Source organism: Pseudomonas sp. YJ42, from assembly GCF_047225135.1.
GTDB classification, from domain to species: domain Bacteria; phylum Pseudomonadota; class Gammaproteobacteria; order Pseudomonadales; family Pseudomonadaceae; genus Stutzerimonas; species Stutzerimonas stutzeri_E.
Genome location: NZ_CP178378.1, coordinates 4591448 through 4611892, shown reverse-complemented (window position 1 = coordinate 4611892; position 20445 = coordinate 4591448). Strand labels below are relative to the sequence as shown.

Sequence of the window (20445 nt, the reverse complement as noted above, 5' to 3'; positions counted from 1 at the left end):
CGAACAGTCAGGTTTTGCTCTTGTTGCGCTTCTTCACCGCCAGCGCGGCCATCTCGTCGTAGATGGCCTGCGGGTTCTGCTGTTTGATCTTCCAGGCCATGCGGCCTTCCTCGTGCGGCAGGATCATGAATGCGCCTTCGGCCACCTGCCGATAGATGTAATCGGCGATATCGGCGGCAGTGATGGGCGATGCCTCGAGCAACTTGCTGATTTGCGCCTTCATGTTGGGCGTCGGACCACGATAGGAATCCATCAGGTTGGTCTGAAAGAACGAGGGGCAGACCACGTGAACGCCGACTTCCTGCTGTCTGAGTTCGACCAGCAGGCTCTCCGACAGCGCCACTACGCCGGCTTTGGCCACGTTGTAATTACTCATGCCCGGTGCTTGCATCAGCGCGGCCATGGAGGCGATGTTGATGATCTTGCCGCGGCTCTTCTGCACCAGCGGCAGGAAGGCCTTGCAGCCTTTGACCACGCCCATGAGGTTGATCGCGATCTGCCAGTCCCAGTCTTCCAGCGACAGCTCATCGAAGAAGCCACCGGACGCGACGCCGGCATTGTTGACTACCACGTCGATACCGCCGAGCTTGGTTTCACAGGCCTGCGCCAGCGCCGTCAGCTGGCTGTAGTCACGCACGTCGCAGCGCTGGGTGAAACCGTCGCCGCCGGCCTCACGAACCATTTTCAGCGTTTCAGCCAGACCGGCCTCGTTGACATCCGAGAGCGCCAATTGCCAGCCCTCGCGAGCCCAGCGTAAAGCGATTTCGCGACCCAGACCTGAACCGGCGCCAGTGACCATCATGCGGTTTTGCATCGTTTGTAACCTTTTGTTCGTTGAGTTGCCACGAGTCTAGCGAAAGCCGGCCTGGGCTCCGGCCTCTATCGAAATGCTGAATGACGGCCATGTCCCGAGCCCGATTGGCAGCCAGCATGGCCATCGCCAGACACAAAAAAGGCAGCCCTGAGGCTGCCTTTCGGTACTGCGAGTTCGCGATCAGTGAGCAACCGCTCCGCTGGAACCCAGTCCGGTCTGCGAGCGAACGAACTGCGAGAAGAAACGTTCGCGCTCGAGACCCGCCGACTTGGACTTGTCGGTGACCGAGAAGAACCAGATGCCCACGAACGCGACGACCATCGAGAACAGCGCCGGGTACTTGTAGGGGAAGATGGCCTCGGCATAGCCGAACACATCGACCCATACGGTTGGGCTGATGATGGTCAGGATCAGCGCAGTGGCCAGGCCCAACGAGCCCCCGACCAGTGCGCCCCGCGTGCTCAAGCCCTTCCAGTACATGGAAAGGAACAGCACCGGGAAGTTGCAACTGGCCGCGATCGAGAAGGCCAGCCCCACCATGAAGGCGATGTTCTGCTTCTCGAAGATGATGCCCAGCAGGATCGCCACGACGCCGAGCGTCAGGGTGGTGATTTTGGTGACGCGCATCTCGTCCTCTTCCTTGGCCTTGCCCTTCTTGATCACGCAGGCATACAGGTCATGGGAAACCGCCGAGGCGCCCGCCAGGGTCAGGCCGGCCACAACGGCAAGAATGGTCGCGAAGGCCACCGCGGAGATGAAGCCGAGGAACAGGTTGCCGCCGACGGCGCTCGCCAGGTGGATGGCGACCATGTTGGTGCCACCAATGATGGCGCCCGCTGCGTCCTTGAATTGGGGGTTGGTGCTGACCAGCAGGATGGCGCCGAAACCGATGATGAAGGTCAGGATGTAGAAATATCCGATGAAGCCAGTGGCGTAGAACACGCTCTTGCGGGCTTCCTTGGCATCGGCCACGGTGAAGAAGCGCATCAGAATATGCGGCAGACCGGCAGTGCCAAACATCAGGGCCAGACCGAGAGAGATCGCAGAAATCGGGTCAGACACCAGGCCGCCCGGACTCATGATCGCAGCGCCCTTCTCGTGTATGTTCACCGCTTCGGCGAACAGACTGCCAAAGTCGAAGTCGACCGCCTTCATCACCATGATCGCCATGAAGCTGGCGCCGGACAGCAGCAGGACCGCCTTGATGATCTGCACCCAGGTGGTTGCCAGCATGCCGCCGAACAGCACGTACATCACCATCAGTACGCCAACCAGCACCACGGCGACGTAATAATCGAGACCGAACAACAGCTGGATCAGCTTGCCGGCACCGACCATTTGGGCGATCAGGTAGAAAGCCACCACGATCAGCGAGCCGAAGGCCGAGAGGATGCGGATCTGCGTCTGACCGAGACGATAAGACGCCACGTCGGAGAAGGTGAATTTGCCCAGGTTGCGCAGGCGCTCAGCCATCAGAAACAGGATGACCGGCCAACCGACCAGGAAACCGATGGAATAGATCAAGCCGTCGTAGCCGCTGGTATAGACCAGTGCTGAAATACCCAGGAATGATGCTGCGGACATGAAATCGCCGGCGATTGCCAGGCCGTTCTGAAAACCGGTGATGCTACCGCCGGCGGTGTAATAGTCGGATGTCGACGTGTTGCGCTTGGCCGCCCATTTGGTGATGCCCATCGTGAACGCGATGAAGGCAACGAACATGGCAATGGCCGTGTAGTTGACCGCCTGTTTCTGCACGTCGCCAGTGAGGGCGTCGGCCAGTAGCAAAGGCGAGGCAACCATTAGCGCCACTGCCATCAATAAACGCACAATCATTATTGCTGAGCCTCGTTGAGGATTTCCTGGTTGATACGATCGAATTCGCCGTTGGCACGCTGGACGTAGACGCCAGTCAAAATGAACGCCATGAAGATCACGCCGACACCCACCGGAATGCCCCAGGTGGTCACGGTATCGGCGGCAAGCGGGATACCCAGGACTGCTGGCTCGAATGCAATCAACAGAATAAAGGCGAGATAAGCGCCGAGCATGACGGCCGACAGCAGCCAGGCGAAGCGACCACGTTTTGCAACCAGTTCCTGGAAGCGCGGGTTGGCATAGATCTGCCGGTAAACATCTTCATTTTGCATTTCTGTCTCCACCGTATCTCCGCCCACTGATGAGGGCAGGCGGCTACTTTAGGGCCCGCCAGACCGAACACCACTCGACCATAGTCTGGTTTTTATTTTGTAGAACCGCCGGGCTAGAGCCTTTCCAATCAGTTCAACAGAGATAGAGCGGATTTATCCCGACCATCAAGCGCGACGATTTCCAATAGAGGCATGACGAAGCGAGACTCCCAACCAGCAGAGAACAATTCTCAACTCTGTTCTGAAGGGGGCTTCATGACCAAGACAATCACATTCACCCTGATGCACTTCTGCATCGCCTTTACGGTGACCTACGCCCTGACGGGAAGTGTGGCTGCCGGCGGTCTGGTGGCTGCAATCGAACCGCTTTGCAATTCGGTTGGTTTCTACTTCCACGAGAAGGTCTGGCAGCGGCTGGAAAAGCGCCAAACCGTGCATGAAAAGATTCCCGCTCACGCCTGGCTACATCATCAGGCCTGAAGTTGGCCGCTCACAGGCAGACTCGCCGGCAGTGTCCCGCCTCGCCCATAGCGATGCAGCGGCTAGCAAAAGCCCGCCGGGTGCCGGTGCATATCCTCAGGGCTCACCATCCCGAGCCTGCAGGTTGTCGCCGAACGGGCACGACGCAACCAGCTGGTCCCTTTGTGGTCAATGTTTGACGCGCTGCGCTTCGGTGGCATCTTGTCATCAGCGTCCGCTAGGAGATGCAGGACACGCAACGACAAAGCTGAGCGCCAGATCGGCAATCGCACGTTTCAACACCCAGCCACCGGTCGCAGAGGCCTGATAAGGATGTTCCCTCATAACAATGCCATCGCCACGGAATCGAGCCTTCATCGCAGCGCCAGCTCCACCTTCCCGGTCATGACCACATCCGCAGCTTCGGCACGAAGACAGCACCGGGCGCGACAGCCGTATTCCATGCCAGCATCGATCAGCAGCGAGCTGCAGTTATCATGAGTTCGCTGATCGTCCAAGCCAGTCCCAGGAGTGCCCCTTACATGCGATTGCTGCTGTGCCTGAGCGCACTGTTCACTCTGGTCGTAGCGCCTGCCCAGGCCGCGAATGTCAGTGTCGAACAATATGGCTATCCCTTGAACAACCCGTTCGAGGCAACGATCGCCACGACTCCGGCCGCGTTGCGCGCCGTCGTGCCTAGTGACGACGATATCGATCAGGCCGACTATCAATTGCGGCTGCGGCCCGAGCGCGAATTCACCTTGCCCGATAACTTCTGGGCCGTGAAACGCCTGACCTATCGCCTGGCGCGGCAGCCCGGCCCTGCCCCGCTGATGTTCATCATTTCCGGCACCGGCGCGAGCTATTCGGCGGAGAAGACCGAATCGCTGAAGCGGCTGTTCTACGGGGCCGGGTACCATGTGGTGCAACTGTCCTCACCCACCAGTTTCGACTTCATTGCCGCCGCCTCGCGCTACGCCACCCCCGGCTACAGCCCTGACGATGCCAAGGACCTGTATCGGGTAATGCAAGCGGTCCGAGCCCAGCAGCACAACCTGCCCGTGACCGAATTTCATCTCATCGGCTACAGCCTCGGCGCGCTCAACGCCGCCTTCGTCAGCAAGCTGGACGAGACACGCCAGAGCTTCAACTTCAAACGCGTGCTGATGATCAATCCGCCTGTGAATCTGTACACCTCGATCAACAACCTGGACAAGTTGGTACAGACCCAAGTCGAGGCGATCGACAGCACCACGACCTTCTATCAGGTCATCCTGGACAAGCTCACCCGCTACTACCGTCAGAAAGGCGCAATCAATCTCGACGAGGCCATGCTGTTCGATTTTCAGCAGTCGGCGTTGCGGCTGACCGACGAACAGATGGCGATGCTGGTCGGTTCGGTATTCCGCTTCTCCGCCGCTGACATCGTGTTCACTTCCGACCTGATCAACCGCCGCGGCCTGATCGTGCCACCCGGCTATCCAATAGACGAAGGCACCAGCCTGGAGCCCTTCTTCCGGCGCGCCCTGCTGTGCGATTTCGACTGTTACATCACCGAGCAACTGATCCCCATGTGGCGTGCTCAGCAGGATGGCGGCAGCCTGACGCAGCTGGTGCAGCAGGTCAGTCTCTACGCACTGGAGGAATACCTGCATAACAGCCCGAAAATCGCGGTCATGCACAACGCGGACGACATCATTCTCGGCGCGGGCGATCTGGGCTTCCTGCGCAGGACCTTCGGTGAGCGGATGACGCTTTATCCGCGTGGAGGCCATTGCGGCAATCTCAATTACCGGGTCAATGCTCAAGATATGCTGGAGTTTTTCCGTGGCTAGACGTTATCTGCTCACGCTGTTGTTGCTGTTCAGCGGTATCGCCTGCGCCCAGACGCCGATTCCCGACGCAGACGGTTTCACCTATCCGCTGCGCAATCTGAAGTTCAATCCCGGCCTGGATCAGCGCGAGTTCGAGCGCGCCACTTTCGACGCCCTGGACATCTACGACCCCTGGGAGTCACTGAACCGACGCATGTACTACTTCAACTACCGCCTGGATCAGTGGGTGATGCTGCCGGTGGTGCGCGGCTACCGCTATGTCACACCGCGGGTCGTCCGCACCGGAGTCAACAACTTTTTCAGGAATCTCGGCGAGATACCGACGCTGTTCAACAGCGTCGCGCAGTTCAAGGGCAAGCGTGCTATGAACACCACCGCTCGCTTGCTGTTCAACACGATCATTGGCGTTGGGGGGATCTGGGACCCGGCCACCCGCATGGGACTGCCCCGCTACAAAGAGGATTTCGGCCAGACACTGGGCTTCTATGGCGTTCCGCATGGGCCCTACCTCATCCTACCGGCGCTGGGTCCGTCCAATCTTCGCGATACCGCCGGGCAGGCGATGGACTTCGGCGTCGAACGGCAGGTCGACTATTTCAGCTACGCCGAAGCCAGCGGTGGCGAGTTCGGCCTCACCGCGCTGCGGCTGATCGATCTCCGCGACAGCACCAGTCTTCGCTACGGCCAGCTCAATTCTCCGTTCGAGTATGAAAAGGTCCGTTACGTCTATACCCGCGCGCGGGAACTGCAGATCACGGAATGATCCGATTATTCGATAGCAAACACAGGAAATTCTCACCCTTTGATCGAACAGCCAGCAGTACGCTTCTCTCGATACGCAACGAGGGCGACCTGCCATGTCCACACGTGAAATTCTTGCCATCAGCAGCGGCCGCGCGACGTCCGACGGAGCCGGTGTCCGTCTGACCCGTCTGTTCGGCGGCGCCGCTCCAGAGCGATTCGATCCTTTTCTGATGCTCGACGAATTCGGCTCGGACAATCCCGACGAATACATCGCCGGATTCCCACCGCATCCGCATCGAGGTTTCGAAACCATCACCTACATGATCGAAGGCCGCATGCGCCACGAGGATCACCTTGGCAATGTCGGCCTGCTGGAAAGCGGTGGCGTGCAATGGATGACGGCCGCACGCGGCGTAATCCACAGTGAGATGCCGCAGCAGGAGCGCGGCGCAATGCGTGGTTTCCAGCTGTGGCTGAACCTACCGTCGAAAAGCAAGCTGGGCGATCCGGATTACCGCGACTTCGCACCTGCGGAAATTCCGCGCATAACACTGCCTAGCGGCATCGAAGCGGTGATCATCGCCGGGCAGGCTCGAGCCGAAGGCATCGACCAGGCAGGCGCCGTGCAACGACCCGATACCGAACCGCAGCTGTTCGATTTGCGGCTCCCCGCCGGCAGCAGCATCGAGCCGCAGCTGCCCGACGGCCACCGGTTGATGCTGTACGTATTCGACGGTGAGATTTCGGTGGCCGGGAAGCGGCTCGGCAAAAACCAGCTGGCCCGTCTATCCGATCAAGGCGAGCTGCAATTGGCGTCCAGCGCTGGCGCCCGGGTTCTCTTGCTGGCGGGACGCCCCCTTGGCGAGCCGATCGTTCAGTACGGCCCGTTCGTGATGAACAGCCGCGAGGAGATCGAGCAGGCCCTGCGTGACTTTCGCGACGGCGTTCTTACGGACTAATCGGCTTTTTGGGCAGTTTGCGGTAAAGGCTCGGCTCGCCAGCGGGACGGGTCTTGAAGCGCCGATGCGCCCAGAGATACTGCTCAGGATGGTGCCGTACCGCGTCTTCCACCCACTCGTTGATGCGAAGGCAATCGGCTTCCTCGCTTTCACCAGGAAAATCCACCAGCGGCGGATGGATCACCAGCCGGTAGCCTGAGCCATCGGCAAGACGTTCCTGCGTGTAGGGAATGACCCTCGCTTTACCCAAGCGGGCGAACTTGGTCGTCGCTGTCACGGTTGCCGCGCTGATGCCGAACCAGGGCACGAAAAGGCTCTGTTTGCGGCCGTAATCCTGATCCGGCGCGTACCAGATCGCCCGGCCGGCCCGTAACACCTTGAGCATCGCCCGTACGTCCTCACGCTCGATCGCGCTGGCGTCCAGGTTATGCCGCTCTCGCCCGCGCCGCTGCACGAAATCGAATACCGGATTCTTGTGCTCACGGTACATGCCATCGATCGTGTGCAGCTGGCTCAGCAAGGCCGCACCGATCTCCAGCGTAGTGAAGTGAAGCGCCATGAGAATCACCCCCTGACCCTCGGCCTGGGCCTGCTGCAAGTGTTCGAGACCCTTTACCTGCGCCAGCTTCTGCAAGCGATTCTTGGACCACCACCAGCTCATGGCCATTTCGAAGAAGGCGATGCCCATCGAGGCGAAGTTTTCGCGTAGCAGCCGCTCCCGGTCCTTGTCGCTCAACTCGGGAAAACACAGCTGCAGGTTGCGCCGAGCGATATGCCGTCTCGAGCGCGCAGTTCGGTACATAACGACACCGAGCCCACGCCCCAGGAGCAGCAAAACCCGATACGGCAGCTGCACCACCAGCCACAGCAGACCCAGGCCTAGCCATAACAACCAAAACCGTGGATGGAGAAAGGATGCGTGGAAAAGAGATCGATCCATTGGCAAGCTCGAACCGGTAAAAGCGCGCATTCTAGCGATAAATCGCCTCTGTATGCGGCGGCGTCTCGATGCATGGCGCCCACCCGATCGGCCCGGCGAGACTTGCAGGCAGCGGTTTGCCCCGCTATAAGTCCTCGCCATTTACCGCAGCAGGCAGACCATGAGCCAAGCCGATTCTCCTGACCAGCCCCCCGTATTCCAGCTCAAGGGCAGCATGCTTGCCATTACCGTCCTGGAGCTGACGCAGAACGACCTGGAGCGTCTCGATCGGCAATTGGCCGTGAAGGTCGCGCAGGCCCCGGATTTTTTTAACAACACGCCTCTAGTGCTCGCACTGGACAAGCTGCCCGCCGAGTGTGGTCTCGACCTTCCGGCGCTTATTGCACTGTGCCGCAAGCACGGCCTGCGCACGCTGGCGCTGCGAGCTGCCGACCCGCAGGTGGTCGAGGCGGCTTCGGCGCTGGATCTGCCGATACTGCCGCCGTCCGGAGCCAAGGAACGTAAGCTCGACCTCTCCAACAAGAGCCCGGCCGAACCATCCAAGCCGGCTGAACCGACTTATCGACCCACTCGCGTGGTGACCACACCGATTCGCGGCGGTCAGCAAGTCTATGCCCAGGGTGGCGATCTCATTGTGCTGGCCGCCGTCAGCCCGGGCGCGGAACTTCTCGCCGATGGAAACATCCATGTGTACGGTCCGCTACGCGGGCGTGCCCTGGCCGGCATCAAGGGCGACACCAATGCGCGAATATTCTGTCAGCAGCTCGCCGCTGAAATGGTCTCCATTGCTGGTCATTACAAGGTTGCCGAAGACTTGCGTCGCGATCCGCTGTGGACCGAAGCCGTACAGATGAAGCTATCCGGCGACGTGTTGAACATCACCCGCCTTTAACGGATACTGCCGCGAATTTTCAAGCACCAAAACGGGCCTCCTGACGCCGACTCGGCTGAAGGTCCCGACTTCCATATTTAGGGTGAATCACCTTGGCCAAGATCCTCGTAGTCACTTCCGGCAAGGGTGGCGTCGGTAAAACCACTACCAGCGCCGCCATCGGTACCGGCCTCGCTCTGCGCGGCCACAAGACCGTCATCGTCGACTTCGACGTTGGCCTGCGTAATCTGGACCTGATCATGGGCTGCGAGCGCCGTGTGGTGTATGACTTCGTTAACGTCATTCAGGGCGACGCCACCCTGACCCAGGCGCTGATCAAGGACAAGCGCCTCGAAAACCTCTACGTGCTGGCCGCCAGCCAGACCCGTGACAAGGACGCCCTGACGCTCGAAGGCGTTGGCAAAGTGATCGACGAGCTGGCCAAAACCTTTGAATTCGTCATCTGCGACTCTCCGGCCGGCATCGAGAAAGGCGCACACCTGGCGATGTACTTCGCCGACGAAGCCATTGTCGTGACCAACCCGGAAGTTTCCTCGGTTCGCGACTCGGACCGCATGCTGGGCCTACTGGCCAGCAAGTCCCGCCGTGCCGAGAACGGCGAAGAGTCGATCAAGGAACACCTGCTGCTGACCCGCTACAACCCCGAACGCGTAGTCAAGGGCGAGATGCTCGGCGTTGAAGACGTCGAGGAAATCCTGTCGATCCGTCTGCTCGGCGTCATTCCGGAATCCCAGGCGGTGCTGAAGGCATCCAACCAGGGCGTACCGGTGATCCTCGACGACCAAAGCGATGCTGGCCAGGCCTACAGCGATGCGGTAGATCGCCTGCTGGGCAAGGAAGTGAATCATCGCTTCCTCGACGTGAAGAAGCAGGGCTTCCTGCAACGACTGTTCGGAGGCCGCGAATGAACCTTCTCGACTTCTTTCGTGAGCGCAAGAAGAAGGAAACGCCCGCCAACATCGCCAAGGAACGTCTGCAGATCATCGTCGCCCACGAGCGCGGCCAGAGGACTCAGCCGGACTACCTTCCCGCCCTGCAGAAAGAGTTGGTCGAGGTGATCCGCAAGTACGTCAACATCGACAGCGACCAGGTCCAGGTCGCCTTGGAAGACCAGGGCAGCTGCTCGATCCTCGAGCTGAACATCACCCTGCCGGATCGTTGATCGAGCGGGCAGCGGCCCGCTCGCTTGCCACGGCAGAATCATCGGCGACTTCGGTCGCCGATTGCGTTTGCGGAATCCCAAGATGCCCCTAAGCAACATCCAGATGATCCACCAGGACGCCGCCCTGCTGGTGATCAATAAACCCACCCTGTTGTTGTCCGTGCCCGGTCGCGCCGATGACAACAAGGACTGCCTGGTGACGCGCCTGCAGGAAAACGGCTACCCCGAGGCACGTATCGTCCATCGCCTGGACTGGGAAACCTCCGGCCTGATCGTGCTCGCGCGCGATGCCGATAGTCACCGCGAGCTGTCGCGGCAATTTCACGACCGCGAAACCGAAAAGACCTACACCGCGCTGTGCTGGGGCGAGCCCGAACAGCAGAGCGGCAGCGTCGACCTGCCGCTGCGCTACGACCCGCCGACCAAACCGCGGCATGTGGTCGACCATGAGCTGGGTAAGCATGCCCTGACTTACTGGCGCGTGCTCGAGCGTTGCGGCCACTACAGCCGAGTCGAACTGACACCGATCACTGGGCGCTCGCATCAGCTGCGTGTACATATGCTTTCGATTGGCCATCCGCTGCTCGGCGATCGACTGTACGCCCATGAGCAGGCGTTGGCGGCCCATGACCGGCTTTGCCTGCACGCCAGCATGCTCGCCCTGACCCACCCCCAGACGGGTAAGCGCATGCGCTTCGACTGCCCGGCTCCCTTTTAAATGCTGCACTCGCGCGCCCGGTTGTGAGTGACCATCGAGTCAGTCCCCGTCAATACGGTAAACTCCTTGGCCTTGCAGTCAGGAGCTCGTCATGCGCGAAGAACTCAACCAGGGTCTGATCGATTACCTCAAGGCTTCTCCAACGCCGTTTCATGCCACCCGCAGCCTAGCGCGGGGCCTTCAGGCTGCCGGTTACAAGTCGTTGGACGAAAGCGAGACGTGGCATACCGAGCCAGGTGGCCGCTACTACGTGACCCGTAACGACTCCGCGATCATCGCCTTTCAACTCGGCAGCAAATCGGTCATCGAGCACGGCATGCGCATGGTCGGTGCCCACACCGACAGCCCCTGCCTGCGGGTCAAACCCCAGCCGGAGCTGCAGCGCCAGGGCTTCTGGCAGCTGGGTGTGGAAGTGTATGGGGGTGCGCTGCTGGCGCCCTGGTTCGATCGGGACCTGTCGCTGGCCGGACGCGTGACCTATAGCCGTGACGGCCGAATCGAAAGCCAGCTGATCGATTTCAAACTGCCGATCGCGATCATCCCCAGCCTCGCCATCCACCTCAACCGGGACGCCAATCAAGGCTGGGCAATCAACCCCCAGAACGAGCTGCCACCGATTCTGGCGCAGATCGCCAGCGAAGACCGCCCGGACTTTCGTGCTTTGCTGGCCGACCAGCTAAGCCGCGAGCATGGGCTGGTAGCGGACGTGGTACTGGATTTCGAGCTGAGTTTTTACGACACCCAGAGCGCGGCCGTCATCGGCCTGAACGGCGACTTCATCGCAGGTGCCCGTTTGGACAACCTGCTGTCGTGCTTCGCCGGGCTGCAGGCCCTGCTACGGGCCGCCCCGGAAGAAACTTGCATCCTGGTCTGTACCGATCATGAAGAAGTCGGCTCCGCGTCGATGTGCGGTGCTGATGGGCCATTCCTCGAGCAGGTATTGCGTCGGGTGCTGCCTGAAAGCGAGGCCTTCCAGCGCAGCATCAACCGCTCATTGCTGATTTCTGCCGACAATGCACACGCCGTGCATCCCAACTATGCCGACAAACACGACGGCAATCACGGCCCGAAACTCAATGCCGGGCCGGTCATCAAGGTCAACAGCAATCAGCGTTATGCCACTAGCAGCGAAACCGCTGGTTTCTTCCGTCATCTCTGTTTGGAAAATGAGGTGTCGGTTCAGAGCTTTGTTACCCGAAGCGACATGGGGTGCGGTTCGACCATCGGGCCTATCACCGCCAGTCAGCTTGGCGTGCGCACAGTGGATATTGGCCTGCCGACCTTTGGTATGCACTCGATTCGCGAGTTAGCGGGCAGCCAGGACCTGGCGCATCTGGTCAAGGTACTCACTGCGTTCTATTCAAGCGCCGAGCTGCCTTGATTGCATGAAGCAGTCGTGGTGTGCGCCTGGAACCCAGGCGCAAGGGACTGCAGCCGTGACCCGGACCCTTACCTGCCATCGCCACGGCTTGGAGCGGTGCGCTTCATCCACCCCCAGGCCCTCAACGCCTTGCAATGCCTTCTTGCTGCCTCCATAGTGGGTCAGACCTGTGCCCGCTCGGCCGCTATTCTGGCAATGCAGGCCGCTGATAATTCTCTGTTCAGGTCACATAGCGATACACCCGCCCCAACCATCGATAACCAAATCGGTATGGTGGTGTTGTGCGGGACTCGCCCTGGCATCCTGATGTGATTCTTTGTCACGGCGTACTAGCCCGTCAGATTCCACCGGGCTGTTGTTATTTTCCGCCGGGCGGATCCCGCCCCCGGCGCCTGATTTGATGGCCTAATATGCGTTATTACCCAGCCTCGTGTCGCTCCTTCGAAATGAAACGATCATTGACTACGGGCTTTCTAGCCCTGTTGCTCGGCCTTCAGGCCAGCATCGCCCAGGCCAAACCGGCAGCCGGACACGACTGGGACTACCTGCAGCCCGACCGCGATCAGGTAATTGCCAGCCTCAACATCGTCGAGTTGCTCAAGCGCCATCATTACAATAAGCCACCCCTCAATGACGCCCGCTCGTCGAAGATTTTCGACAGCTACATCAAGATGCTCGATCCGTCGCGCAGCTATTTCACCGCAGGCGATCTGGCCGAGTTCGAACCCTGGCGCAACGAATTCGACAACTTCCTTAAAAACGGCAACCTCGAGCCCGGCTTCGCGATCTACAAGGTTCACCTTGAGCGCCTGCAGAGCCGGCTTCAATACGCGCTGAGCCTGCTGGAAAAAGGGGTGGACAGCTTCGACTTCACACTCGACGAAGAATTGCTGGTCGATCGCGAGAACGCCGCCTGGCCCAAGGACGAGAAAGAGCTGGATGATCTCTGGCGTAAACGCGTCAAGGATGAGGTGTTGCGACTGAAGATAGCCGGTAAGGAGCCAAAGGCGATCACGGAGCTGCTGACCAAGCGCTACAAGAACCAGCTGTCGCGTCTTGAGCAGACCCGTGGCGAAGACGTCTTCCAGGCCTATATCAATGCCTTCGCGCAATCCTACGATCCGCACACCCAATACCTGTCGCCCGACAATGCGGAAAACTTCGACATCAACATGAGCCTTTCCCTGGAAGGCATTGGTGCCGTGCTGCAAAGCGACAATGAGTACGTCAAGGTGGTACGACTGGTTCCCGCCGGCCCCGCCGAGAAGAGCAAGCAGATCGCCCCCGCGGACAAAATCGTCGGCGTAGGCCAAGGCGACGAGGAAATGGTCGACGTGATCGGCTGGCGCCTCGACGAGGTCGTCAAACTGATCCGCGGTCCGAAAGGTTCAGTCGTTCGCCTCGAGGTCGTACCAGCAAGCAACGCGCCCAACGACCAGAGCAGCAAGGTCGTCGCCATTACTCGTGAAGCGGTCAAGCTTGAGGAGCAGGCAGCCAAGAAATCCGTGCTCCACCTCAATCAGAACGGTCGCGACTACAAGCTCGGGGTCATCGAGGTGCCTGCCTTCTACCTGGACTTCAAGGCCCTTCGCGCCGGCGACAAGAACTACAAGAGCACCACCCGGGACGTGAAGAAGCTGCTGACGGAGCTGCAGCAGGAGAAGGTCGATGGCGTCGTCATCGACCTGCGCAACAACGGTGGTGGTTCGCTTCAGGAAGCTACGGAGCTGACTGGCCTGTTCATCGATCAGGGCCCGACGGTACTGGTTCGCAACAGCGACGGGCGCGTCGACGTGCTTGCCGACGAACAGGTGGGGGCGTTCTATAAAGGACCGCTGGCCGTGCTGGTCAATCGTCTATCGGCATCGGCGTCGGAGATCTTCGCCGGCGCGATGCAGGATTACCACCGAGCGCTCATCGTCGGCGGCCAAACCTTCGGCAAGGGCACCGTGCAGACCGTCCAGCCGCTCAATCATGGCGAGCTCAAACTCACACTGGCGAAGTTCTACCGGGTGTCCGGCCAGAGTACTCAGCACCAGGGTGTGATTCCGGATATCTCCTATCCAGCCGAAGTCGACACCAAGGAAATCGGCGAGAGCGCGCTGCCTGAAGCCATGCCCTGGGACAGCATTCGTGCTGCGATCAACCCTGACATGAACCCATTCAAGCCATTCCTCGCCGAACTCAAAGCCCGTCACGAAGGGCGAACCAGCGAAAATCCCGATTTCGTTTTCACCCGAGATCGCCTCGCCCTGGCCCAGGAGCTTACTCACGAGACGACCATCAGCCTCAACGAGGAGAAGCGCCGGGCGCAGCAGGAACGTATCGAGAACCGCCAGCTAGCGCTGGAGAATACGCTGCGAAAGGCCAAGGGCGAGGAACCGCTGACTAAGCTCGAAAGGGAAGACGAAACGACGCCGCATATCGAAGACAAGAAGATCAAACCCGAGGATGATGCCTACCTGTCTGAAAGCGGCAGAATCCTGCTGGACTACCTGGGCCTGCAGGACGTGATGGCCAAGAATAACTCCGTCGAGCGCTAGCCGTCCGAATGTCATCAAAATGACATCATAGAGTCGTGAAATGCGAAGGGCCGCCACTTGTGCGGCCCTTCGCATTTTTGGCCATCACGGGATCACCATGACCGTCACCGAGCAGTTGAGCACGCTGGATAACATCCTCGCTCACGGCGACATCACCAGCCTCTTTCAGCCCATCCTTTCGCTTTCCGAACGGCGCATACTTGGCTACGAAGCACTGACACGCGGCCCCTCCAATACCCCGCTGCACTCCCCTATCAACCTGCTCGCCGCCGCCCGACACGCGGGGCGGCTCAACGAGCTCGAGATGACCTGTCGTGAAAGTGCTTGCCGCCGCTACAGTCAGCAGCAGCTGCAAGGCAAACTTTTTCTCAATGTCTCGCCGGAAACCTTGCTGGACGTAACCCACAAGCCGGGCCGTACGCTGGAGCTGTTGCACAAGTACCGAATCTCAGCCGACCGGGTCGTGATCGAACTGACGGAACAGACCCCGACGGATGACTTCGAGCTACTCGATGCCGCCTTGCACCACTATCGCGACATGGGCTTTTCAATCGCGCTGGATGACCTTGGCGCCGGCTACTCCGGCCTGCGCATGTGGTCTGAGCTACGCCCCGACTATGTGAAAATCGACCGCTACTTCATCGACGGCATTCACCGGGACGCGATCAAACGTGAGTTCGTCGAGTCGATCATGAAAATCGCACGAGCCTCGCGAGCGCAGGTCATCGCAGAAGGCATCGAGCTGAGCGAAGAACTCCGAATCCTCTCGGACATGGGCATCGACCTTGTTCAGGGCTATTTGCTGGGACGCCCGGAAGAAGAACCCAACATCGACGCAACCGTGCTTCTGCCAAGCAACGGCAATCGCGACGAAACACCCAACGAGGAGCATCCCGACCTGACCCCGCTGGTGCTGAAGCAATCCGCGGTCATTGCCTCTCATCCGGTTGGGCATGTGCTGGAACTGTTCCGCCTGCAGGCGAATCTGAACTCCGTCGCGGTGCTCGATGCGATGGATATACCCGTCGGCATCGTTCATCGAAGCCTGCTGTCCGACGCCCTGCTCAAGCCGTTTGCGACCGACCTGCTGGCGCGCAAACCCATCAGTAGGTTGATGAGCGATGACTTTCTCGCGGTAGAGCTTGGCCAATCTTTGCAGCAAGTCAGCCGACTGTTGACCAGTCGAGCCCGGCAGCGCATCGACGAAGACTTCGTAATTACCGTCAATGGCCGCTATCACGGGCTGGGCCGGGTAATCGACGTGCTCAAACTGATTACTGAAATGAAGATCCAGCAAGCGCGCCATGCCAACCCACTGACGTTGCTGCCTGGCAACGTGCCGATTCAACAATGCCTGACACGCCTGTTACGACAGGGCCGGGAAGCTGTGATCTGCTACGTGGATATCGATCATTTCAAGCCCTTCAATGATCTTTACGGTTACGCCAAGGGAGATGAGGTTCTGCTATGTCTGGCCCACTGCCTCGATGAGCAGATCGATTCGAGCTGTGATTTCGTCGGCCATATAGGCGGCGACGACTTCATGCTGGTAATGAAATCAGACGAGTGGGCGTCGAGAATTAGCCAATTGTTCGAAGCATTCGAACAGCGTTGCCGATCGTTCTACCGCAATGAACATCTTGTTGAAGGATGCTTCATCGCTGAAGGAAGGCAAGGTGGTCAGCAACGCTATCCCCTGCTTTCGCTCTCGGTTGGTGCCGTCCAGCTGAAGCCAGGTTGCGGCGCCGAACTCGATGCGGCATGTCTTGCCGCATTGGCCTCGGAAGCCAAGCGGCAAGCTAAGCAAGAAGCAGGGTTCAGCCTGTACACGATTGACACGCAACGGCAGCGGCTGAGAAATCAGAGCCCGAGCTTGGCGGCGCGAGCCTTGTAACGTTCAGCCTGTTGCTTATCAGGTGCCAGCCCATGGCCGCCAGCGGCATACAGCTGGGCCAGACGGGCCGCAGCGAGCGGATGCCCTCTCTCGACTGCAAGCGTCCACCAATGAGCAGCCTGAGCGCCGTCGGGACCATGAGTGGCGTCCTCGCCAAGGCAGACGATACCCATCTGGTATGCAGCCTTGGCGTCGCCACCCTGGGCAGCCAGGCGAAGCAAGCGTATGCCTTCCTGCCTTGCGCCAAATCCCTGACCTCGAAACAGTAGGATGTGGCCGTAAAAGCTCTGCGCCTTCGGGTCCCCAATCGCGGCCATGCGAGAAAATTGGCCTTCCATCCAACGCCACAATTTCGGCTGCCGTACAGCCCAGCGTGTACCCATCAGTCTACGGGCGATCCAATAACCGCCTCGCGCTCGGACCTTATGCAGCATCACGGCGCCTCCGGGTAATCGAACTCGAATACGCGCGCAACCTCACCAGCGTGCCAGGACGCGGCTGCAGCTCCGTCTGCCGGACCGGAAAACCGCCCGAGACGCGTAGCGCATTCGAAAAAACCCGTTTTGGGCAAGCGACTGGCGCCCTGACTGATCACCAATGCACTACGCAACGGCCGATCAGCACGTGCATCCAGCGCTGCCAGATGCTCTAGCGCCGCCGTCAACGTCTGCATGGCCGGCACCGGGAGCTGAAGTCGCTCGACCAAGGCACGGTAGGTCACCAGATGCCGCTGGCGTCGGGCTTCGCTCAACTCATCCAGCAGCGCCTGCCAATGAGGACGGCTGATGCGAATCGACGCCGCGGTGTCTCTCAAGCTTCCGGCTGCCATCCTTCGATCTCCATTGCGCGGGCCAGCGCGCGGCGTATAGCCTCTCCGGGATCACGGTCGCCGCTTTCGATGAGCGCCAGATAAGCCGGACTGATGCCCGCAGAGCGCGCCAGCGCTTCCTGGTTCACTCCCTTGGCTTCCCGCAATGAGGACAGCTCGCTGAACCTGGGCAATGCAACCGCAGCCCCGGCTTCCGCCGCGACCGTCATGTTCTGGTTACGCGTACTCAGCAGCAGAGCCTGATATTCGTCCCACGGCAGCACGGCATACTCTGGCACACCATCGCGCATGATGACCTGGACACTCATCCGCTACCCCGCCCTTTGTCCCGTGAATAAAACCGGATCTTAACAGCACGGCAGCGATTTTTTGCCGTAACAAGCCGCACTAAAGAGTGAAAGCTGAGGCGAACTTACACACCAAAGGATTAATCCCGAACACCCCCGCCTGTCATACTCGACCGCTGCGGGCTCGGCTGACGCCTTCCGCCATGGGCTCTTCCGCCGAGGGTAGGCGATCAATATCGGCTTGCACATCCGCCGACTGGCTGTCCTTCCAGGCGCGAAATGCCTGCAACTCGCCTGACCACTTACGCATTACCCAGGCCAGCACCGCCAGATCGTCGACGAAACCAAGGCCAGGAATCCAGTCGGGGATAGCGTCCATCGGTGTCAGGAAGTACAGCAATCCAGCCACGACAGCGACTAAGGCAGGCCTGCTGATGGCCCTGTACTCTCCCCGCCACCAGGCCACGCACAAGGCCTGCAGCAGGCCGAGATCCTCTCGAAGCCCCTTGACGAGCCCGCCTCGTGCCGAACGCTTGCGGGCGACGGCGAGAAGCACCATCGGTAACCTTCCCCGAGCGAGCACTCGTTGCGCCATTGGGAAGTATTTGAAGAATTTCCAAGGTGCTTTCACCGAATATCTCCTCTCAAAGCCGCGCCGTAGAAGAGCTGCGCAATTATCCACAGATCCTGTGGATAACCTTGTGAACAGATTCTGGATGACTGGCTCAAACCCCCGTCTGGCGCGGCCTACAAACAGATCGATGGGTTTTTGCTCAGCAAACATAAACCTTTTGAAATCAGTAACTTAAGAATGTCCAGCAAATTGCTTAGCGCTAACAGAGAAACACTCAGGTTCCGGCACCAAGAATGTGCATAACCGTAACATGTCAACGCTTTTTTAAGGCAATTTCGACTTCAAAAGGGATGGACAAAGCCGACTGATCGTTCTAACAAGGACAACAGCCGGCCCCTTGGCGTTCAGGTCAGGCTAGGTCCGATTGAAAGTCTCGAGGCGGGGAAATTGGCTCCCTATGGTGAGTTCGCTATCGAGACAATGCCCATCGTAGGAACGAAAAAGCCGGTCATAAGACCGGCTTCCCTGAACGCAATCCTCCGATCAATGCAAGCTCAATTTGGCTCGGTTCTTTTCCAAGGTTGCAGCACCGATTCCTTTGATCTCCAGCAGATCTTCAACCGAGGCGAACGGGCCATGGGCTTCTCGGTACGCGACGATAGCCTTGGCCTTCGTGGCGCCGATTCCTTTGAGTTCTCGAGTCAGAGTTTCAGCATCGGCTGAATTGAGGTTGATTGCCTCAACCTGAGCTACTGCAACCTGTGTTGAGTCGACAGGCTCGGCTTTAGCGGCATAGCTGCCAACGGAAACGCTGGCGAGCAATGCGAAGATTGTTGCGGAGACAAAAGACTTAATCATTGTTCACTTCCCTATGAGTGTTGGATTAGCAACAGCGCGGTACTCCATGCGCCGCCAGGACACTCTAAGCCGCAACGAGGGCAAGTCAAATCGGGACCACTGTTCTGTGAACCATTCCCCGCTGGACGGCTCAGCGCATAACGTTGAACAAGCTCAGGCCGGCAATTTTCACATAGCTCTGCTGCGCGGCTTCGAGCACCACCGTCTGCATGGACAGTCGGGACAGCGCCTCGGCGTAGTCCAGCTCACGCAGTTCGGCCTGAACGCCCTTGTTGACCAGCGCCACATCTTCGTTGTCGGTTTGCGTGGTTTCGATGACGTTCAGACGAGCCCCAATATTGCCGCGCGCCTCATCAACGCTGACCATGCCGTGATCGAGATTGGTCAAGGTGACGGCGACAGCATCACGCACTTGGCCGCCGGTTGTTCCAGGATCTTCCAACGCCTTTCTGAAACTGGCAATGGTGTTAAGCAAGCCCTGCTTGTTAGCGTCGGGCGTCAAGGTGACTTCGATGCTCTCACCACCAACGGCAGCGCCATCTAGCTGCAAGGCGACGCCACGAAACACCAGGCTGTCGCTCTGATCCGCATCACTATCCATCCTGCCTGACGCCAGAATCAGCGGATCGGACAAATTGGTCGGGTCTGCCGGCGGAGCAGCGAGATCATAGACGACGTATTCGGTATCGGAGGTGAATCGAATGCCCACCCCTGCGGCAGGAAACGACGGGCTTCCGGCGAAAGCGACTTCATCCTGAATCAAAGGAGCCGAGACACCCAGTGTCGAGCCTGGTGTGAGGGTGCTATCGAATGTTGTCTGCAAACGCCCCGCATTGGTTACGTTCTCGAATATCGACTTGCCGTTATCACTGATCGGTATATTCAACGAGCTGGCGACCTGCAGCTTTCGCTGCCCTTCGTCACCCGCGTAGCTATAGGACCCGTCGGCAGCCCGCACGAAAGGTTGGGTTTTGCCTTGGAAGCCCGAGAATAGATACTCACCGCGCGCATTGCGCGTATTCATCAAGGACAGCAGCTCGTCCTCGCGCTGACCCAACTCGGCCGCAATGGCCTTACGATCCTGAGGATCGAGCGAGCCGTTGCCCGCCTGTACGGCCAGCTCGCGAACACGCTGCAATACGGTGTTGACCGAGTTCAGCGTCACTTCTTCCTGGGTCAGGCTGTTCTTCGCCGCCGTCAGGTTGCTGTTGTACTGGCTCAGCACACTCTGCTGCTGTTCGAGCTGAAGCAGGCGCACTGACGCAACCGGATCGTCCGCAGGAGTAAGAATGCGGTTCCCGGTACTGATCTGCTCCTGGGTACGCGTCGCATTGGCATAGTTTCGCTGGATGCCGGATACGCCATTATTGAAGGCTTGCAAGGTCGAGATGCGCATGGGCGGGCCT

Annotated in this window: 21 protein-coding genes; 11 read left to right on the top strand and 10 right to left on the bottom strand. The window is 59.4% G+C overall.

Annotated features, from left to right (window positions below; genetic code table 11):
• Nucleotides 1–7 precede the first annotated feature (7 nt).
• From ACL0K2_RS21435 to ACL0K2_RS21425, 3 genes are all read right to left on the bottom strand, one after another.
• Nucleotides 8–814 (bottom strand): SDR family oxidoreductase, encoded by an 807-nt coding sequence (locus ACL0K2_RS21435; RefSeq protein WP_045161370.1) that lies wholly within the window; start codon nt 812–814, stop codon nt 8–10.
• A 180-nt stretch (nt 815–994) separates the two neighbouring features.
• A complete protein-coding gene (locus ACL0K2_RS21430) occupies nt 995–2650 on the bottom strand; it encodes a cation acetate symporter (protein ID WP_045161369.1) in 1656 nt (551 codons plus the stop codon).
• Entirely contained in the window at nt 2650–2964 is a 315-nt protein-coding gene (locus ACL0K2_RS21425; protein ID WP_045161368.1) for a DUF485 domain-containing protein, read from the bottom strand. The genes ACL0K2_RS21430 and ACL0K2_RS21425 overlap by 1 nt, the downstream gene beginning before the upstream one ends.
• Nucleotides 2965–3219: 255 nt before the next feature.
• Between ACL0K2_RS21425 and ACL0K2_RS21420 the strand changes: the two genes are divergently transcribed.
• The 4 genes from ACL0K2_RS21420 to ACL0K2_RS21405 all read left to right on the top strand — a co-directional run bounded on the left by ACL0K2_RS21420 (nt 3220) and on the right by ACL0K2_RS21405 (nt 6961).
• A complete protein-coding gene (locus ACL0K2_RS21420; protein WP_045161367.1) occupies nt 3220–3444 on the top strand; it encodes a DUF2061 domain-containing protein in 225 nt (74 codons plus the stop codon).
• A 521-nt stretch (nt 3445–3965) separates the two neighbouring features.
• A complete protein-coding gene (locus tag ACL0K2_RS21415; RefSeq protein ID WP_045161366.1) occupies nt 3966–5258 on the top strand; it encodes a serine/threonine protein kinase in 1293 nt (430 codons plus the stop codon).
• Nucleotides 5259–5265: 7 nt separating this feature from the next.
• Entirely contained in the window at nt 5266–6021 is a 756-nt protein-coding gene (locus ACL0K2_RS21410) for a VacJ family lipoprotein (RefSeq protein ID WP_045161730.1), read from the top strand.
• Between the two features lie 94 nt (nt 6022–6115).
• Entirely contained in the window at nt 6116–6961 is an 846-nt protein-coding gene (locus ACL0K2_RS21405) for a pirin family protein (RefSeq protein WP_413043385.1), read from the top strand.
• Here ACL0K2_RS21405 and ACL0K2_RS21400 read toward each other — a convergent pair.
• On the bottom strand, nt 6951–7901 hold the full coding sequence (locus ACL0K2_RS21400; RefSeq protein ID WP_413043384.1) for a lipid A biosynthesis lauroyl acyltransferase: 951 nt from the start codon (nt 7899–7901) through the stop codon (nt 6951–6953). The genes ACL0K2_RS21405 and ACL0K2_RS21400 overlap by 11 nt on opposite strands.
• A gap of 160 nt (nt 7902–8061) precedes the next feature.
• Here ACL0K2_RS21400 and minC point away from each other — a divergent pair, with 160 nt between their 5' ends.
• The 7 genes from minC (at nt 8062) to ACL0K2_RS21365 (ending at nt 16491) form a co-directional block, all read left to right on the top strand.
• Nucleotides 8062–8793, top strand: coding sequence for a septum site-determining protein MinC (minC, locus tag ACL0K2_RS21395; RefSeq protein ID WP_045161363.1), 732 nt, complete (start codon nt 8062–8064; stop codon nt 8791–8793).
• Nucleotides 8794–8885: 92 nt separating this feature from the next.
• Complete coding sequence (gene minD, locus ACL0K2_RS21390) at nt 8886–9701, top strand: septum site-determining protein MinD (protein WP_045161362.1); 816 nt, start codon at nt 8886–8888, stop codon at nt 9699–9701.
• Nucleotides 9698–9955, top strand: a complete 258-nt coding sequence (gene minE / locus ACL0K2_RS21385) for a cell division topological specificity factor MinE (protein ID WP_019341568.1) — start codon at nt 9698–9700, stop codon at nt 9953–9955. The genes minD and minE overlap by 4 nt, the downstream gene beginning before the upstream one ends.
• An 82-nt stretch (nt 9956–10037) precedes the next feature.
• On the top strand, nt 10038–10673 hold the full coding sequence (locus tag ACL0K2_RS21380; protein ID WP_045161361.1) for an RluA family pseudouridine synthase: 636 nt from the start codon (nt 10038–10040) through the stop codon (nt 10671–10673).
• A gap of 91 nt (nt 10674–10764) precedes the next feature.
• Nucleotides 10765–12054 (top strand): M18 family aminopeptidase, encoded by a 1290-nt coding sequence (locus ACL0K2_RS21375; protein ID WP_045161360.1) that lies wholly within the window; start codon nt 10765–10767, stop codon nt 12052–12054.
• A gap of 446 nt (nt 12055–12500) precedes the next feature.
• The gene (locus ACL0K2_RS21370) at nt 12501–14597 is read left to right on the top strand and encodes a carboxy terminal-processing peptidase (protein WP_045161729.1); all 2097 of its coding nucleotides are present in this window, start codon (nt 12501–12503) and stop codon (nt 14595–14597) included.
• Nucleotides 14598–14694: 97 nt separating this feature from the next.
• Nucleotides 14695–16491, top strand: a complete 1797-nt coding sequence (locus ACL0K2_RS21365; RefSeq protein WP_045161728.1) for a bifunctional diguanylate cyclase/phosphodiesterase — start codon at nt 14695–14697, stop codon at nt 16489–16491.
• Here ACL0K2_RS21365 and ACL0K2_RS21360 read toward each other — a convergent pair.
• From ACL0K2_RS21360 to flgL, 6 genes are all read right to left on the bottom strand, one after another.
• Nucleotides 16458–16925: a tetratricopeptide repeat protein gene (locus ACL0K2_RS21360; RefSeq protein WP_045161359.1), complete on the bottom strand. Its 468-nt coding sequence runs from the start codon at nt 16923–16925 to the stop codon at nt 16458–16460. The two genes, ACL0K2_RS21365 and ACL0K2_RS21360, sit on opposite strands and share 34 nt — an antisense overlap.
• Nucleotides 16925–17320 (bottom strand): hypothetical protein, encoded by a 396-nt coding sequence (locus ACL0K2_RS21355; RefSeq protein ID WP_045161358.1) that lies wholly within the window; start codon nt 17318–17320, stop codon nt 16925–16927. Before ACL0K2_RS21355 ends, ACL0K2_RS21360 begins: the two co-directional genes overlap by 1 nt.
• Entirely contained in the window at nt 17302–17628 is a 327-nt protein-coding gene (locus ACL0K2_RS21350; protein ID WP_045161357.1) for a helix-turn-helix domain-containing protein, read from the bottom strand. The genes ACL0K2_RS21355 and ACL0K2_RS21350 overlap by 19 nt, the downstream gene beginning before the upstream one ends.
• Before the next feature lie 142 nt (nt 17629–17770).
• Complete coding sequence (locus ACL0K2_RS21345; RefSeq protein WP_045161727.1) at nt 17771–18238, bottom strand: YkvA family protein; 468 nt, start codon at nt 18236–18238, stop codon at nt 17771–17773.
• A gap of 486 nt (nt 18239–18724) precedes the next feature.
• Nucleotides 18725–19039 carry a ComEA family DNA-binding protein gene (locus tag ACL0K2_RS21340; RefSeq protein ID WP_045161355.1) on the bottom strand — a complete coding sequence of 105 codons (315 nt, stop codon included), beginning with the start codon at nt 19037–19039 and terminating at the stop codon, nt 18725–18727.
• A gap of 130 nt (nt 19040–19169) precedes the next feature.
• Nucleotides 19170–20435: a flagellar hook-associated protein FlgL gene (gene flgL, locus ACL0K2_RS21335; RefSeq protein ID WP_239611975.1), complete on the bottom strand. Its 1266-nt coding sequence runs from the start codon at nt 20433–20435 to the stop codon at nt 19170–19172.
• Between the last annotated feature and the right edge of the window lie 10 nt (nt 20436–20445).

Bases quoted from the DNA above. Each gene is read 5' to 3' on its own strand.
- ACL0K2_RS21435 (WP_045161370.1), bottom strand. From the start codon at position 814: ATGCAAAACCGCATGATGGTCACTGGCGCCGGTTCAGGTCTGGGTCGC.
- ACL0K2_RS21430 (WP_045161369.1), bottom strand. From the start codon at position 2,650: ATGATTGTGCGTTTATTGATGGCAGTGGCGCTAATGGTTGCCTCGCCT.
- ACL0K2_RS21425 (WP_045161368.1), bottom strand. From the start codon at position 2,964: ATGCAAAATGAAGATGTTTACCGGCAGATCTATGCCAACCCGCGCTTC.
- ACL0K2_RS21420 (WP_045161367.1), top strand. From the start codon at position 3,220: ATGACCAAGACAATCACATTCACCCTGATGCACTTCTGCATCGCCTTT.
- ACL0K2_RS21415 (WP_045161366.1), top strand. From the start codon at position 3,966: ATGCGATTGCTGCTGTGCCTGAGCGCACTGTTCACTCTGGTCGTAGCG.
- ACL0K2_RS21405 (WP_413043385.1), top strand. From the start codon at position 6,116: ATGTCCACACGTGAAATTCTTGCCATCAGCAGCGGCCGCGCGACGTCC.
- ACL0K2_RS21400 (WP_413043384.1), bottom strand. From the start codon at position 7,901: ATGGATCGATCTCTTTTCCACGCATCCTTTCTCCATCCACGGTTTTGG.
- minC (WP_045161363.1), top strand. From the start codon at position 8,062: ATGAGCCAAGCCGATTCTCCTGACCAGCCCCCCGTATTCCAGCTCAAG.
- minE (WP_019341568.1), top strand. From the start codon at position 9,698: ATGAACCTTCTCGACTTCTTTCGTGAGCGCAAGAAGAAGGAAACGCCC.
- ACL0K2_RS21380 (WP_045161361.1), top strand. From the start codon at position 10,038: ATGCCCCTAAGCAACATCCAGATGATCCACCAGGACGCCGCCCTGCTG.
- ACL0K2_RS21375 (WP_045161360.1), top strand. From the start codon at position 10,765: ATGCGCGAAGAACTCAACCAGGGTCTGATCGATTACCTCAAGGCTTCT.
- ACL0K2_RS21370 (WP_045161729.1), top strand. From the start codon at position 12,501: ATGAAACGATCATTGACTACGGGCTTTCTAGCCCTGTTGCTCGGCCTT.
- ACL0K2_RS21365 (WP_045161728.1), top strand. From the start codon at position 14,695: ATGACCGTCACCGAGCAGTTGAGCACGCTGGATAACATCCTCGCTCAC.
- ACL0K2_RS21360 (WP_045161359.1), bottom strand. From the start codon at position 16,925: ATGCTGCATAAGGTCCGAGCGCGAGGCGGTTATTGGATCGCCCGTAGA.
- ACL0K2_RS21355 (WP_045161358.1), bottom strand. From the start codon at position 17,320: ATGGCAGCCGGAAGCTTGAGAGACACCGCGGCGTCGATTCGCATCAGC.
- ACL0K2_RS21350 (WP_045161357.1), bottom strand. From the start codon at position 17,628: ATGAGTGTCCAGGTCATCATGCGCGATGGTGTGCCAGAGTATGCCGTG.
- ACL0K2_RS21340 (WP_045161355.1), bottom strand. From the start codon at position 19,039: ATGATTAAGTCTTTTGTCTCCGCAACAATCTTCGCATTGCTCGCCAGC.
- flgL (WP_239611975.1), bottom strand. From the start codon at position 20,435: ATGCGCATCTCGACCTTGCAAGCCTTCAATAATGGCGTATCCGGCATC.